13 protein-coding genes and 1 other RNA gene are annotated in these 14,864 nt (G+C 65.9%); 8 read left to right on the top strand and 6 right to left on the bottom strand.

Features of this window, described 5'->3' with window-relative positions:
- The first annotated feature begins 183 nt into the window (after positions 1-183).
- Both XCC_RS19095 and XCC_RS19090 read left to right on the top strand, forming a co-directional pair.
- Complete coding sequence (locus tag XCC_RS19095) at positions 184-3,717, top strand: CheR family methyltransferase (protein WP_011038769.1); 3,534 nt, start codon at positions 184-186, stop codon at positions 3,715-3,717.
- Positions 3,718-4,510: 793 nt separating this feature from the next.
- Positions 4,511-5,083 (top strand): hypothetical protein, encoded by a 573-nt coding sequence (locus tag XCC_RS19090; RefSeq protein ID WP_011038768.1) that lies wholly within the window; start codon positions 4,511-4,513, stop codon positions 5,081-5,083.
- 124 nt (positions 5,084-5,207) lie between these two features.
- On the opposite strand, the gene XCC_RS19085 is transcribed toward XCC_RS19090, so the two are convergent.
- The 5 genes from XCC_RS19085 to XCC_RS19065 all read right to left on the bottom strand — a co-directional run bounded on the left by XCC_RS19085 (position 5,208) and on the right by XCC_RS19065 (position 8,422).
- A complete protein-coding gene (locus tag XCC_RS19085; protein WP_011038767.1) occupies positions 5,208-5,552 on the bottom strand; it encodes a hypothetical protein in 345 nt (114 codons plus the stop codon).
- An 81-nt stretch (positions 5,553-5,633) separates the two neighbouring features.
- A complete protein-coding gene (locus XCC_RS19080; protein WP_011038766.1) occupies positions 5,634-6,533 on the bottom strand; it encodes a manganese catalase family protein in 900 nt (299 codons plus the stop codon).
- Between the two features lie 137 nt (positions 6,534-6,670).
- Complete coding sequence (locus XCC_RS19075) at positions 6,671-7,177, bottom strand: ferritin-like domain-containing protein (RefSeq protein WP_011038765.1); 507 nt, start codon at positions 7,175-7,177, stop codon at positions 6,671-6,673.
- 40 nt (positions 7,178-7,217) lie between these two features.
- Entirely contained in the window at positions 7,218-7,733 is a 516-nt protein-coding gene (locus XCC_RS19070; RefSeq protein WP_011038764.1) for a ferritin-like domain-containing protein, read from the bottom strand.
- A 137-nt stretch (positions 7,734-7,870) separates the two neighbouring features.
- The gene (locus XCC_RS19065; RefSeq protein ID WP_011038763.1) at positions 7,871-8,422 is read right to left on the bottom strand and encodes an isochorismatase family cysteine hydrolase; all 552 of its coding nucleotides are present in this window, start codon (positions 8,420-8,422) and stop codon (positions 7,871-7,873) included.
- Between the two features lie 280 nt (positions 8,423-8,702).
- Between XCC_RS19065 and XCC_RS19060 the strand changes: the two genes are divergently transcribed.
- Both XCC_RS19060 and XCC_RS19055 read left to right on the top strand, forming a co-directional pair.
- Positions 8,703-8,894: a hypothetical protein gene (locus tag XCC_RS19060; RefSeq protein ID WP_014506459.1), complete on the top strand. Its 192-nt coding sequence runs from the start codon at positions 8,703-8,705 to the stop codon at positions 8,892-8,894.
- A 61-nt stretch (positions 8,895-8,955) separates the two neighbouring features.
- A non-coding RNA gene (locus XCC_RS19055) (sX9 sRNA) lies at positions 8,956-9,030 on the top strand.
- A gap of 4 nt (positions 9,031-9,034) precedes the next feature.
- Here XCC_RS19055 and XCC_RS19050 read toward each other — a convergent pair.
- Positions 9,035-10,252 (bottom strand): FAD-dependent oxidoreductase, encoded by a 1,218-nt coding sequence (locus XCC_RS19050; RefSeq protein ID WP_011038761.1) that lies wholly within the window; start codon positions 10,250-10,252, stop codon positions 9,035-9,037.
- Positions 10,253-10,443: 191 nt separating this feature from the next.
- Between XCC_RS19050 and XCC_RS19045 the strand changes: the two genes are divergently transcribed.
- The 4 genes from XCC_RS19045 (at position 10,444) to XCC_RS19030 (ending at position 14,732) form a co-directional block, all read left to right on the top strand.
- Positions 10,444-11,754: a sensor histidine kinase gene (locus XCC_RS19045; protein ID WP_012439357.1), complete on the top strand. Its 1,311-nt coding sequence runs from the start codon at positions 10,444-10,446 to the stop codon at positions 11,752-11,754.
- Complete coding sequence (locus XCC_RS19040) at positions 11,751-12,527, top strand: LytR/AlgR family response regulator transcription factor (RefSeq protein WP_011038759.1); 777 nt, start codon at positions 11,751-11,753, stop codon at positions 12,525-12,527. The genes XCC_RS19045 and XCC_RS19040 overlap by 4 nt, the downstream gene beginning before the upstream one ends.
- Before the next feature lie 51 nt (positions 12,528-12,578).
- The gene (locus XCC_RS19035; RefSeq protein ID WP_016945149.1) at positions 12,579-12,947 is read left to right on the top strand and encodes a hypothetical protein; all 369 of its coding nucleotides are present in this window, start codon (positions 12,579-12,581) and stop codon (positions 12,945-12,947) included.
- A 189-nt stretch (positions 12,948-13,136) separates the two neighbouring features.
- Positions 13,137-14,732 carry an APC family permease gene (locus XCC_RS19030; protein WP_011038757.1) on the top strand — a complete coding sequence of 532 codons (1,596 nt, stop codon included), beginning with the start codon at positions 13,137-13,139 and terminating at the stop codon, positions 14,730-14,732.
- Positions 14,733-14,864 lie beyond the last annotated feature (132 nt).

Here is a 14,864-nt window from a genome sequence, read left to right as displayed (position 1 = left end):
CGCTAAGGTGTAGAGAGTCGCGCACCACATCATGTACGCAACGTCGGTTAACGGCATGCGTAAGCGGGCACGTCAGACCTGCACATTGAGCGGCCAGAAGCGGGGTGTCATGGCAGGCAATGCCGGTTTGCGCGATCATCTACGTTCTATGGCGGCCAGTTGTCGCTGGCTGATGCGACTCTCATGACCGATACCCCAATTCGCAGCGACGTCCACAGCGACGTCGCTGTACATTCCGCCCTTTTCATTCTGGGCGTGGGCGCCACCGGGCTGGATGCCACGCGGCTGGCCGAACTGCTGGAGACCATCGGCAACGGGGCCAACCTGGCGGTGATGCTGCTGCTGCGCGACCGCGCGCTGCTCGACGAAGCGCGGCTGCGCGACCTGCTTGGCCCTCAATCCCAGCAGTTGGTGGCGCCGTGTGACGGCGACCGCTTGCAGCCAGGCCGTTTTTATCTACCGCCGGCAGATACCCTGGTCACGCTGGAAGAAGGCCGCCTGCGTCTGCGGCCGCTGGATGGCGAAAGCGACCATGGCCTGATCGACAGCTTCTTCGTCTCGATGGCGCACGACCAGGACGGCAACGTCATCGGCCTGATCATGGGCCGCGTGGATGGTGACGGTACGTTGGGCACGGCGGCGATCAAGGAATGCGGTGGGCTGGCGCTGGTGGTGGACGATGCGTCCCTGCACGGGCTGGATCTACATAGCGCCAGCAGCCCGGCCGCGGTGTCCGACGATATCCTGCCGCTGCCGCGCGTGGCCGCACGCATCTCCGCGCACATGCAACGGCATCACGGTGTTGCGCATGCCGTGCCGGAAGGCGTGCGCAGCGGCGCGGAGAGCAATCAGCTCAGTCAGGTCGCCGGTATCCTGCGCAACACCACCGGGCACGATTTCCACGGCTACAAGCGCGCCACCTTCCTGCGCCGCGTGCAGCGACGCATGCAGGTGGTGCAGGTCGATACCCTGGACCACTACCTGGATGTGCTGCGCAGCCGCCAGGACGAGCCGCTGCTGCTGTTCAACGATTTGCTGATCGGGGTGACCCAGTTCTTCCGCGACCGCCGCGAGTTCGAGTTCCTGGAGCAGCAGGTGATTCCGCGGCTATTCCAGGGCAAGCAGAATGGCGACAACCTGCGCGTCTGGGTGCTGGGGTGTTCCACCGGGGAAGAGGCGTATTCGCTGGCGATGCTGCTGCGCGAACATGCAGAAACGCTGGAGTCGGTGCCGCAGATCCAGATCTTCGCCAGCGATATCGATGGCCGCGCGCTGGCCACCGCACGCGTGGGGCGCTATTCGTCCAGCATCGTGGGCGAGGTGGCGCCGGAGCGCCTCAAGCGCTGGTTCACCAAGGAAGGCGACACCTACGCTGTGAGCAAGGAGCTACGCGAGCTGTGCGTGTTTTCCCAGCACAGCATCGTCAAGGACCCGCCGTTCTCGCGGCTGGATCTGGTGTCGTGCCGCAACTTGCTGATCTATCTGGATGCCGAACTGCAGAACCGGGTGATCCCGCTGTTCCATTTTGCGTTGAAGCCGGGCGGCTACCTGTTCCTGGGCAATGCGGAAAACGTCTCGCGCCACGCCAAGTTGTTTGCGCCGGTGGAGCGCAGCTTCCGCGTGTTCCAGAAGATCGACGCCGAGACGCGGCTGCATTCCACCTTTCCGTCATTGCCGCCGGCGCGCCCGGGCAAGGTGCCGGCGCCGGTGCAGCGCTTGCGCTCGTCCAGCCAGGCGCTGGTGCGTGCGGGCGAGCGCATCGCCGACCGCTACGCGCCTGCGTACGCGGTGTTGGACGAGCACTTCGATGTGATGCATTTCTCCTCGCAGGCCGGGCGCTTTGTGCGCCCCGGCAGCGGCCCGCCCAGCCTCAACCTGCTCAACCTGGTGCACCGCGACCTGCGCCTGGAACTGCGCGGGGCGTTGAGCCGGGCAGAGTCGGAGAATGCGCCGGTGCAGGTCAAGGGCATCCAGATGCGTGGTGACGGGGTCACCTGGGCGGTGGACATCTTCGTGGAACCCACCTCCGATTCGGAGGTGCCGCGTGGCTATGTGGTGCTGTTCCAGGAAGTGGAATCGCGCGAGCTGGCCGAACCGGCCGCACGCGCGCCTGCCTCCGACAACGAGCACGTGCAGGTGCTGGAGAACGAGCTGCGCATCACCCGCGAACGCTTGCAGGCGATGATCGAGGAGCTGGAGAGCACCAACGAGGAGCTCAAGTCCTCCAACGAGGAGTACCAGTCGCTCAACGAAGAGCTGCAAAGCGCCAACGAAGAGCTGGAAACCTCCAAGGAAGAGCTGCAGTCGGTCAACGAGGAAGTCACTACCGTCAACGGCGAGCTGGCGCATCGCGTGCAGGAGCTGGCGCATGCCAACAGCGATCTGAAGAACCTGCTGGAAAGCACCCAGATCGCCACGGTGTTTCTGGACAACGAACTGCGCGTGACCAACTTCACCCCGGCCGTCACCGACATCGTGCCGTTGGTGGAAAGCGATATCCATCGCCCGATCAGCCACATCAAGATGCGCGTGGCCTACGTGGAATTGCAGGACGATGTGCGCCGGGTGATCCGCACGCTGGCGGTGCTCGACCGCGAGGTGGAAAACCCCACCACGCGCGCACGCTACATGGTGCGTGTGCTGCCGTACCGCACGGTGGACAACTTCATCGGCGGGGCGGTGATCACCTTCATGGATGTCACCCCGCTGACCCGTGCCGAAGATGCGCTGCGCGGTAGCGAGCAGCGCCTGCGCACCTTGATGGAGGGTATTCCGCAGCTGGTGTGGCGCTCGCTCGATGGCGGCCGCTGGACCTGGTCCAGCCCGCAATGGTCGGCCTACACCGGCCAGACCGATCAGGAAAGCCGCGAGCTGGGTTGGCTGGAAGCGGTGCACCCGGACGATCGCGAACTCACCATGGATGCCTGGCGCGACTGCCCGGCCAGTGGCGGGCTGGATGTGGAGCACCGGCTCTACAACGCGGCCGAGCGCGGCTACCGCTGGTTCCATACCCGCAGCGCGCCGGTGCGCAACGACGATGGGCATGTGCTGGAATGGCTGGGCACCTCCACCGAGTCGGACAACCTGCGCCGCCTGCAGGAAGAGCAGCGCGTGCTGGTGACCGAGCTGCAGCACCGCACCCGTAACCTCATCACCGTGGTGCAGTCGGTGGCGACGCAGACCATGCAGAGCAGCGGCACCATGGACGAGTTCGCCGGCAAGTTCGAAGACCGGCTGGCCGCGCTCTCGCGCGTGCAGGGGCTGCTCTCGCAGGCAGAGAATGCGCCGGCCACCATCGGCGCGTTGTTGCGCATGGAGCTGGATGCGCTCGGTGCCGAGCCGGATCAGCGCCGCATCATCCTCGACGGGCCGGACGTGGCGTTGCGCAAATCCACCGTGCAGACCCTGGCGCTGGCATTGCACGAATTGGCCACCAACGCACGCAAGTACGGTGCGCTGGCGGTGGACACCGGCACCCTGACCATCCGTTGGCGGGTGGAGACCAGCGAGAACGCGCCGGCACGGCTGGTGTTGTCGTGGGTGGAAGAGGGCGCCAGCCTGCAGCTGCGCTCGGACCGCGCCGACGCGGGCGGTTTCGGCAGGCGCCTGATCGAAAAGGCGTTGCCGTACAGCCACGGCGCGCAGACCCGCTACGAGCTCAGCGACACGCGATTGGAATGCGAGATCCAGCTGCCGCTGACGTCGGTAGACGACTGAGGGCGGTGCCCCACGTTGTTGGGGCGGAGGGACGCGGGTTTGGTGTCGCGTCCCTGCAGGGCGGCGGCGCTGCGTGTAAGTCCCATCGCGCGCAAGCGCGCTCCTACGCTGTGCGTTGCATTGGCGTCGCTGGCGGCAATGCAGCAGGCGTGGCGTCGGCACGGCGCCGCGCCTTGGTTCCGCGTTGCCGGCGCTCAAAGGGGCACGCACAGCTGTGCTGCGCGGTCGCCAATACTGCGCCCAGACGTGCCGCCGTGCGCCGCTATCGCAGTCTTGCCCTTCAAGGGCGCCTGGCCGCCGGTGGCAGCAAGAACTAGTGCGATGACACTGGCGCGGCGCAGTGCGTGTCATTGCGCTGCGCCACGTGCCCGTTGTTCGGCACGCATGCAGCGCGTCGGTCTACCAATCAGCGTGATTGTCGGCGCGGGTGGCGACAGCCAGTGCCGGTGAATGTGCGATGCATCGCCTGAGTCTGCTCGATCGTTTACTACGGACCCGTCGCACTGGCGTGCATGCGCTGCGCATCTCTTGCACACGTAGAAATGCGTTCGCAACACAGCTTCAAACGTTGATGCAGATGCGCTCGCTGGCTACACCACAGGCGTTTCCATACGCCTGCGTTATGGAAAATCTTGCGCGCCGATGCAGTTCTTGCGGCGTGATGTGAGAAATTTTTGAAGACGGCGTCGTGGCGGCCTTGGCATGACTACATTGCGCAGGCATGCCGTCGTCAAATAGTTGGCGCGCTATTTGCGTAGCTGTGTATCACCGCGATTCGCACAGTGGAGCAGTCATGATTACGCGCATTCTTCAGTTGTCCGCCAGGGTGGCGAGCAACGCATGGGTCGAGGTCGGCGTGGGTGCAGATGCCGACATTCTGGTCGCCGACCGCGGCGGTAAGCGCGAGGAGCGTGCCACCTTCGGCCGCCGCGCGCCCGGTCAGCAACGTTCGCTGCACATGCAGGAGCCAAGCTGGCTGGGCGGTGTGGATCTGGCCATCTGGGAAACCCAGCGCTGCGCAATTCCGTTATGCGGATTCGTGTGCACCGCCTCGGTGGATGGCAACACGGCGGCCACCTGGTTGAGCCCGGACAATCGCGCGCTGTACGCGGCCGGGCTGCGCAATGTGATGGATATCGGCGGCCGCCTGCAGATGGGGTTCTCGTTGCTGGTGGCCTCGTCGTCCAGCATGCCCACGCACCGGCCGTTGTGTATCGATGGCGATGTTGCGCAGTGGTTGCAGCTCAGCGGCCATGAGGCAATGCGTCGTCTCAGCCCATGGCGCCTGGAGCGTTGCGCTGCAGCGGCCGGCGTGCGCCCCGAATGGGCAGCGGAAGGACGCCCGGCGCCGCTGTTACGCGCTTGATCGCCTGCGCACTGGCGTGCGGCAGACCACATGAAGAAGGGGCGCGCTGCGCCCCTTGGTGTTTCAGCGAAACCGATGGCAACGATGCCGAGTGGGCAGCGATGTCGTCCCGAAAGGATCGAAGTCAGGTGTCGTCGCCTTCGCTATCGCTATCGCTGTCTGCGCGAGCACGTTGCTGGGCCTGCTGATGATCCTGCTTGCCATACGTGCCGCTCTGGCCAAAGTTGGGCTGGGTCTGGCCGTCGCGCTCGGCGTGGCCGTCCGGCTCGCCTTCGCCGAGCCCACCGCCATGGCCGTGCCCGCGCGGGTAATAGGCTTGCGGCTGGCCCTCCTGCGGTGGCGCGGCATCGGCGGTGTCAGCGGCAGAAGGATCCTGCCGGCCACGGCCATCGACGGACGCATCGCCGCCGTCGCCGCGGTACGCCGACTGGCGTTCGTCGTGAGTATCCAGTTTGGGCTTGTCGTTCATGGCAACTCCTGTGTCGTGCGGTGAGCAAAAACGCCCGGGCCGCGAACGGCCCGGGCAGTCATGCGCGGTTGCGCGGTGGGATCAGCGATGGATATCGCCGGTCGTGGAACCGGCGCCCGGGCCGGCGCCAAGGTCTGCGCCAGTGACGCGGTCCAGCTCCGGGTTGGAGAGCAGGCGCAGCGACATCGCATCCAGCGCCTTGGTCTGGGTGGCATCCAGCGCCACCGTGGCCAGGCCGTCGCCGCCGTCCACCGCGGCCTGCTGCTCGCGGTCGGCGATGACTTCCCACTGCTCGCCGGCATTCCACGGGCCGACCATGTCGCCTTCGCCCTGCGACATGTTGTAGTACTTGTCGGTGAAGCGCGGGTCGCCCGGCAGCTTGCCCGGCGGGAAGTTGGGTTCGATCGAATACAGTGCCTTCTCGAACGACTTCTGATGCGCCACTTCACGCGTCATCAAAAAGCGCAGTGCATCCACAATGCCCGGATCGTTGGTCACATTGATCAGGCGCTCGTAGACCAGCTTGGCGCGTGCCTCGGCTGCGATGTTCGAGCGCATGTCGGCGGTGGGGCAGCCGATGGAATCCACATACGCTGCCGTCCACGGCACGCCGGCCGAATTCACCAACGCCGGGCCACCACCGTAAAGAATCTGCTGCGTGTGGCTGGTGCTGTTCTGGGTCATGTTGCGCATCTCCATGGCTTCTTCCATGCCTTCGGAGAGCACCGCCTTCGGGCCCTTGTTGAGCATCGCAATGATCGAGCCGATGATCTCCAGGTGGCTCAATTCTTCGGTTGCGATATCGAACAACAGATCCTTGCGGCCCGGATCGTCCTCGCCCAGCGCCTGGGTGAAGTAGCGCATGGCCGCAGCAAGCTCACCTTGCGGTCCGCCAAACTGCTCGAGCATCAGCGTGGCCAGATCCGGATTCGGCTCGGCAACGCGGACGGTGTACATCAAACGCTTGTTATGCATGAACATGGGTTTCGCTCCATGACTGGCGCCAGGCAACAACTGCCACTGCAAGAGCGGACAGGACGCGGGGCTGGCTTGCGGAGGGAGACCTGCTGAGGATCAGCAGGAAACGCGGGGCGGGTAGGGCCGCCCCGCGCGGAACATCAGGCCGCCTTGCTGGCCTGGGATGCTTTCTGGTTGCCGCCCTGTTCGGCGAGCAGGGTGAGCTTTTCGTCGGTGGCTTTTTCTTCTTCCAGCGTTTCCAGCAGCAGCTTCAACGCATCGGCATAACCCAGCTGCTTGGCGAGCGCGGCAATGGTGCCGTACGAGGCAATCTCGTAATGCTCCACCTTCTGCGCGCCACCGATCAGGGCCGCATCGCGCACCGGGCCGGCTTCGATCGAGTCGATAACCTCACGGCTCTCTTCGACGAGGCCTTCCATCGCCGCGCACTTGATGCGCTTGAGCTTGATGCTGAGCAGTTCAACCACCTGGTCGATACGTTCGACCTGGCCCTGGGTTTCTTCCAGATGCGTTTCGAAGGCCTGCTTGAGCTTGGGCTCGGTCGCGGCGCGGGCCAGGCGCGGCAATGCCTTGGTCAGCTGCTTCTCGGCGCTGTAGATGTCGGACAGTTCGTGGACAAACAATTCTTCAACGGTTTTGATCGCCATGAGTGGCTCCTTTCTGGGTGGACGAAGGGGATGGGGCGGACTAACGCTTGGCGGTGACGCCTTCCAGTTGTTCGCGTTCAAGAAACGCGACGACGATGGCTTCCTGGTGTTCGATCAACCACTCGGCCATCTCGATTTCCTGCTGCAGGATGTCTTCGCAGATCTGCGCGACCTCTTGCTCTCCCGCGCTGCGCGCAGCAACCACCAGCGCGCGGTAGGACGCAATTTCCAGATGCTCGAAGGCGTAGCTGATACCCACGCCCTTGGTGACCTCATCGGTCATCATCGAGTTACCCGCTGCGTGCATGCTGGCGAGCACACTGCTCAACATGCCCTTGGCGGTGGGGATGCTGCCGTTGAGCAATTCCAGGCAACGCTGCACGCCTGCCGACTGCTGCTGGGTTTCCTCCACGTGCTGCTCGATGCGGCGTTTGAGTTCGGGGTAGTGCTCAATGCGCGATGCCATGGCGGCCATCATGGTTTCGGCCTCTTTTTCCATGGCGTATGCATCCTGCAGCCACTTCACCAAACGTTCCCTGGATTGCATCGTTGTCATCGTTGGATCTCTGCGGTCATGTCGTTGCGTGGTGCCTACGCTAATCAGCCGAGTGTTAGGACGATTGGTGCATGCGGTGAACCCGGTGCGATGGCGGCCTGTTCAGTCCGCGCAATGCGATGGAGCGCATCGATGCATCACGCCGGTTCGATCGACGCAGAGCGCGCCAACGCCGCGTGGAAACCGTCTTGCAGAATCGTGCGCGCGCAGGTTTCGCGCACGTCGGTTTCGGCGGTGGCGCAATCGCGCGGCACGCTCACAGCGAACCCATGCGCAGCGGCATCGATGGCGGTGGCCAGCACGCAGACATCCAGCGCCACGCCGGTGATGACCAGGTGCTCCACCTGCAGGTCCTTCAGCAGCGGCGACAGTGGCGTGTTCAAGAACGCTGAGTGCTTGGGCTTGAGCAACTGGTAGTCCTGCGGATACGGCGTGAGCAGGCGCGCGATCTCGCAGCCACGCGCATCCACTTGCGAGGCCAATGCGATCAGCGCCGGAAGGTCCGCATGCCAGTCGGCGAAATTGTCATTGGCGTAGAGCACCGGCCGTTGTGCCTGCCGGTAACGCTGGGCCAGCGCATCGATGCTGCGCGCGGCGCCCTGCGCGCGATGGGCGAGTTGCTCGCCCCCATCGAAATCGAAGCGGTTGAACATGTCCACGATCAACAGGGCAGAGCGCTGCGTGCTCATGGGCGTGCTCCCATGGCAAGCGGCGCCACGCCGAGCGCGCGAATGCGCACACTGCAGATGCGCGCGGGTTGCAAGGCTGGAAATGGCCATAGGGCACGGCGACTGCGGGTCAGTGCGCTGGCAGAGAAGAATGTCGGCATGCAAGCCTCCTCGTCAGTGGTCACGACCGAGGCTAAGCACGCTGCGTACAGTGGCAATGAACGCAGCGTCGACGCGGTGTCTGCACCGGCCTGCTCGCCGGTGCGTTACAACAGGGTTCCCTGCACAACGGACCACCGCAATGACGCCACTGGATAAACCTCTGCGCCGTGAATTGCGCATCGGCGAGCAGACCTACACGCTGACCATCGACCCAGACACGCTCAAGCTGGTGGAGAAGGGCAAGCGCAAGGGCGTGGTGCTGCGCTGGGAAGACCTGGTCAGCGGCGATGCGGCCTTGGCCAGTGCCCTGCAGGCGTCGCTGCAGGGCTAAGAGCAGCGATCAAAACGACTACACAGCCGCCAAGCGGACGCGGCCGCTGCGCGGGATCGGCATGTACCCCCGGACACTCCAGTTACGCCACGCTGTCCGCACCCACCTGACGACTGCTCGCTATGTTTTGTTAGCAGCTCTTAGGCATACAGACGCGCCAGTTCGCGTACCGCCGCTTCCGATGCAGCGCGGTCCGGCGCGCCATCGGCGTTGTTGTAGTCGTTGGGACCTTGCGACTGCACCAGGATGCCATCGCGACGCGGCACCACGTTGAGATTGTGGCCGCGCCACACCAGCCCATAGGTGACCTCCGGTTGCGGGATCAGCCGCGCGGTCTGCCCACGAATTGGAATGACGCTTTCATCGCCCAGCAACGCACGCGCGCCGTAGCCGGTGGCATTGATCACGCACTTCTCGCGCAGGTCGGCGAACTGGCGCGGGCTGTCGAAGCTGCGGATGTGCAGCTCGCCGCCGGCAAGCATGAAATCATCCATCAGTAGCCGTGCGTAGGTGCTCAGGTTGAAAGTGAGCTGGCTGTAACGGCGCACGAACGGTACCGGGAACGGATGCGCACCGGCGGCCACCGGCTCGGAGTGCGGCCCCAGGTCGCCGAGCAGGTCGCGTTCCAGCGGCGGATAGTCCGGCTCGTGTGCTTCGGGCGAGGCGATGCGTTGGTCGAACGGCACGTCCGACAAGGCGTAGCCATCGCGCCATTCGATTGGCTCGCCCGGCAGGCCCAGCAGGGTCTGGTAGCGCCGGAACGAGATGCGCGCCATCTCCTCCCAGCGGGTGCGAAACGCCGCGGTGGCCTCGGCGCTGGTGCACACACGCGAGTCCGGCGACCACACGCCGGTGGCATAGAACGAGCGCACATCCGGCAGCTGCTCGCGTGCGTAGATGCGCACGCGCAGGCCGGCGCGTTGTGCCACCAGCGCGGTGGTCAGGCCGATCGCACCGCAGCCGATCACTGCCAGTTCGCGCACATCGGCATCGGCGCTGCGCACCAACCGCAAGGCGTGCTCGGCCGCACCCCACGACAACGACCAGCCGCTGCCACCATGGCCGTAGTTGTGCACCACGGTCTTGCGGCCGATGCGCTCGGCTTCGATCCGTGGCCCCTGCGCGCGGAACGGGCGGGTGCAGCCGTTCACCGCAATGATGCGATCGACCGATGCGCGGATCGGCGCCAGCGGCGGCGTGGCAGCGAACCCGACCGGCTGCGCGGCAGGCGCTGGCGCCACGCCAGGGGCCGATGGCATCACCAAGGCGTTGCGGCTGGTACGCGTTGCCGCCCAACCGCCGCTGGATGCGAGCGCGAGCACGGCGGCGCTGCCTTGCAGGAAATGACGACGATGCATGTGGCTCCCGGTGCAGTGGACGGCAGGCGGCGAGCATACCGCGCAGGCTGCCGCTGTCCGCGCGCAGTGCCAGCGGGTTTGCTCCGCCGAACCGGCAATTGAGGGCGCGTTTGCGCCCATTCGTCGCCTGGGCCATTGCGCGCGCCGCGTGCCGGCTATGCTCGCCGCGTCCACCCACCGAGCCATCTGTCGTGTCCGCCAGCGTGTTCCTGATTGTCCGCATCGTGTTTGCCTGGGCCGCCGCGCTGATCGTGGCCGGCATCATGTGGGCGCAGCTGTTCGGCTCGGCAGGCTCGTTCTTCGGGTTGGTCAGCATCGTACTGATGGTGATGGCCTTGATGAGTTCGATCACGCATGTGCGGCGGGTGCGCTTGATTGCCGGGCGGCTGGACCACGATGCCTTGTCGAGCCGGCAACGCCGCCAGATCGAGATTCCGCTGGATGCGCAGGCCGCCTTTGCGGTGGTCGAAGATGCGGTGCGCGCCCTACCGCGCGTGGAGGAGGTGGAGCCTGCACCGGGCAGCTTGCTGATCCGCGCCAAGGTGCGCCGCATCGACCCGTACGAAGGGCGCCAGCCCTCGCGCTGGAATCTGTTTGCGCGCTTTGCGATCAAGCGCAACCAGGTACTGGTGACGGTGACCCCAGGGCAGGGCACCAGCAGCGTCACGCTGTTGTGCGAGCCCGATGCCGGCGCCTGGGTGGACCTGTTCGCGGTGGATGAGGGCAGCAACTATGAAAACGCCGAGGCGATCAATCGCGCGGTGGTGCGCCGGGTCGGCGAGCAGCGCCGCGACGAACAGGCTGCAGCCGAACAATCGGTGATCGAAAAGGAGCTGGCGGTGGCGCGCCTGAATCTGCTGCATGCGCAGGTGGAGCCGCATTTTCTCTACAACACGCTGGCCAGCGCGCAGGTGTTGGCGCGCACCGACCCGCCGCGCGCCGACATCATGATCGGCCATCTGATCCAGTACCTGCGCAGCTCGCTGCCCAGCGCCGACGGTGCCATCGCCACCCTGGGCGAAGAACTCGAACGCACCCAGGCCTATCTGGAAATCCTGCGCATCCGCATGGGCACGCGGTTGGCGCTGCAGGTGGAAGTGCCCTACGAACTGCGCACGTTGCAGCTGCCGTCGATGATGCTGCAGACCCTGGTGGAAAACGCGATCAAGCACGGGCTGGAAGCCAAGCCCGGCGGTGGCACGGTATGGATCCTGGCGCGTCGCCAGGACGACCAGGTCACCCTCACCGTGGCCGACGACGGCCAGGGCTTCAACAACCACAGCCACGGCACCGGCATCGGCCTGAAGAACCTGCGCGAGCGGCTGCAGCTGATCTACGGCGGCAAGGCGAGCTTTGCCATCGTGTCCAACTTCCCCAGTGGCGTGGCTGCCACCATCAGCTTGCCGCTGCCGGCGGTGTCCTCGCCGGTTGCAGCACCTGCCGCTGCAGCGCCACCGCCGCTGCCCAGCACTGCCGCCGCACACACGCAGGTGCAGGCATGAGCGCGCTGCGTGCGGTGATCGCCGAAGACGAAGCGCTGCTGCGGCAGTCCCTGCTCGCGCTGCTGGCCGAGGTGTGCCCGCAGCTGCAGGTGGTGGCCGAATGCGAAGACGGCGCCAGCGCGCTGGACACCATCGCCACCCAGCAACCGGATGTGGTGTTCCTGGACATCCGCATGCCCGGGCTCACCGGAATCGAGGTGGCACGCGCGATGCGTGAGGTCAGCCCGCGCACCCAGGTGGTGTTTGTCACCGCCTACGACCAGTACGCCATCGATGCGTTCGAGCAGGGCGCGGTGGACTACCTGCTCAAACCGATCAACCGCGAGCGGCTGCAGGCCACCTGGCAGCGCGTGCAGCAACGCGCCGCCGCCGGCCAGCCCGATGGCGCCATGCTGGAATCGCTGCTGCAGCGCCTGGCCGCACGCCCGGCCGCGGCCAGTGCGCCACCGCCACTGGCCTGGCTCACTGCCAGCAGCGGCCGCGAAACGCGGCTGATCGCCCTGGATGAGGTGGCCTATTTCCAGGCCGACCAGAAATACACCACGGTGATGACCGCCGCCGGCGAGGCGATCTTGCGCACGCCGCTGCGCGAGTTGCTCGACGTGCTTGACCCGCACGTGTTCAAGCAGATCCACCGCTCCACCATCGTCAACATGAAAGCCGTGGCCTCGGTGGTGCGCGACGACAGCGGCAAGGGCCGCCTGGCGCTCCGCGGCCGCAGCGAAACGCTCACCGTGAGCCAGCCCTTCATGAGCCTGTTTCGCGGCATGTGAGCCCCGCATCCCGTCTTCCCCCATACCGCATCGACTGAAAGGATTGCCGCCATGCGCTTGCTCGCTTCCCTGGTGTATTGCCTGCTGGCCCTGGCCGGCTGCCACGAACGTAACGGCACCACGTCCATTACCCGCGCCACCAGCGAAGGCCGCGATGTGCTCTTCAGCAAGACGTTGGCCACCGCCAGCGAATTGAGCATGCATTGCCTGGCCAGCAGCAGCGGGCAGTGCCATTACCTGGTGTACGTGGAGCAGTGCGCCGGCCCAGCGGCGGGCGCCGGCAAGGCTGCGGCCTGCGCCCGGCAGACGCTGGACCGCTTCACCCTGGCACCGGGCCGGGAGCGCGCCGTGCGCGGCGTGAGCGGGCAGGCGCACACCTGTGTGGGCATCAGCGCCCCCGGGGCGGATTGCCACGGCTGATGGTGCTGTCGATGTGCCAAGCATGCGCTGCAGCGCTTGCCCTGAGCAGCCCTGCCACTGCGAAACCATCGGCAGCAATGCGGCAGCGCGTTACGCACGCCTGCTGAATACGCACTGACGGCAAGCGGCCGCATCTGCGAGAATTGCCGGCTTGTTGCCGTTGCACGGCGTCTTGCTGCCAGGCCTGTCATGTCCGAACACTCGTTGCGCCGCGATGTCGGCCCCTTCGCCCTCATGCTCACCGGGCTCGGCTCGATCATCGGCTCCGGCTGGTTGTTCGGCGCCTGGCGCGCTGCCGGCCTGGCCGGCCCCGGCGCGATCTGGGCCTGGATCCTGGGCGCGGCCATCATCACCACCATCGCGCTGTCGTATGCCGAACTCGGTGCCATGTTCCCCGAGTCCGGCGGCATGGTGCGCTACAGCCACTACTCGCACGGCTCGCTGGTGGGCTTCATCGCCGGCTGGGCGAATTGGATCGCCATCGTGTCGGTGATCCCGGTCGAGGCCGAGGCCTCGGTGCAGTACATGGCCTCCTGGCCGTGGCCCTGGGCACAAAGCCTGTACGTGCAGGCGCCCGGCGGGGCGGGCGAGTTGTCGGTGCCGGGGTTGCTGATTTCGGCGGTGCTGGTGCTGGTGTATTTCCTGCTCAACTTCTGGAGCGTGAAGCTGTTCGCGCGCTCCAACACCTTGATCACCGTGTTCAAGCTGGTGGTGCCGGCAGCGACCGGCGTGGCGCTGATCGCCAGCGGGTTCCACAGCGAAAACTTCAGCGTGGGCATCCACGGCGATGCGCATGTGATCGACCTGGCCGCCGTGCTCACCGCCGTGGCCACCGCCGGCATCGTGTTCAGCTTCAACGGCTTCCAGAGCCCGGTGAATCTGGCCGGCGAAGCGCGCAACCCGGGGCGCAGCATTCCGTTCGCGGTGCTGGGCTCGATCGCGCTGGCCACGGTGGTGTACCTGATCCTGCAGGTGGCCTACATCGGCGCGGTGCCGCCGGAGTTGCTGGCCAAGGCCGGCTGGCACGGCATCGATTTCCGTTCGCCGTTCGCCGAGCTGGCCATCATCGTCAACCTGCACTGGCTGGCCATGCTGCTGTACATCGATGCGTTCGTGAGCCCCAGCGGCACCGGCATCACCTACACCGCCACCACCGCGCGCATGGTCTACGGCATGGAAAAGAACGGCACCTTGCCGGCCGCGCTGGGCAAGCTGCACCCGGTGTGGGGCGTGCCGCGCATGGCGATGTTCTTCAACCTGGCGGTGTCCTACCTGTTCCTGTTCTTCTTCCGGGGTTGGGGCACGCTGGCGGCGGTGATTTCGGTGGCGACGATCATTTCCTACCTCACCGGGCCGATCAGCGCGATGGCGCTGCGCCGCCATGCACCGGACATGCACCGCCCGCTGCGCATCGCCTTCCTGCCGATCCTGGCCGGTGTGGCGTTCGTGATGGCCACCGAGCTGCTGTACTGGGCGCGCTGGCCGCTGACCGGTGAGATCATCCTGCTGATGGTGGTGGCGCTGCCGGTGTACTGCTACTACCAGGCCAAGCAGGGCTGGCCGGACCTGCGCCGCAACCTCAAGGGCGCGGCGTGGATGGTGTGCTATCTGCCGATCGTGGCGCTGCTGTCCTGGGCCGGCAGCACCGATTTCGGCGGCCATGGCTACCTGAGCTACGGCACCGACCTGGCGGTGGTCGCCGCAGTGGGGCTGGTGTTCTACATCTGGGGCGTGCGCAGCGGCTGGCGCACCCCGTCGGTGGAGCAGGCGGTGGCGCGCGCCTGAGGGTCAGTGCCGCGGTGCACCCGTGCGGTGATGCGCATGCGGTTGCACGCTGAGTGATGAAACGCAAAAGGCCAGTGCACAAGCACTGGCCTTTTGTTTTGAAGCGGGGTGTTGCGTGAGCGTGTGGCGCGG

The sequence above is a fragment of the Xanthomonas campestris pv. campestris str. ATCC 33913 genome, from assembly GCF_000007145.1.
GTDB classification, from domain to species: domain Bacteria; phylum Pseudomonadota; class Gammaproteobacteria; order Xanthomonadales; family Xanthomonadaceae; genus Xanthomonas; species Xanthomonas campestris.
This window is presented reverse-complemented; position numbering and strand designations above follow the sequence as displayed.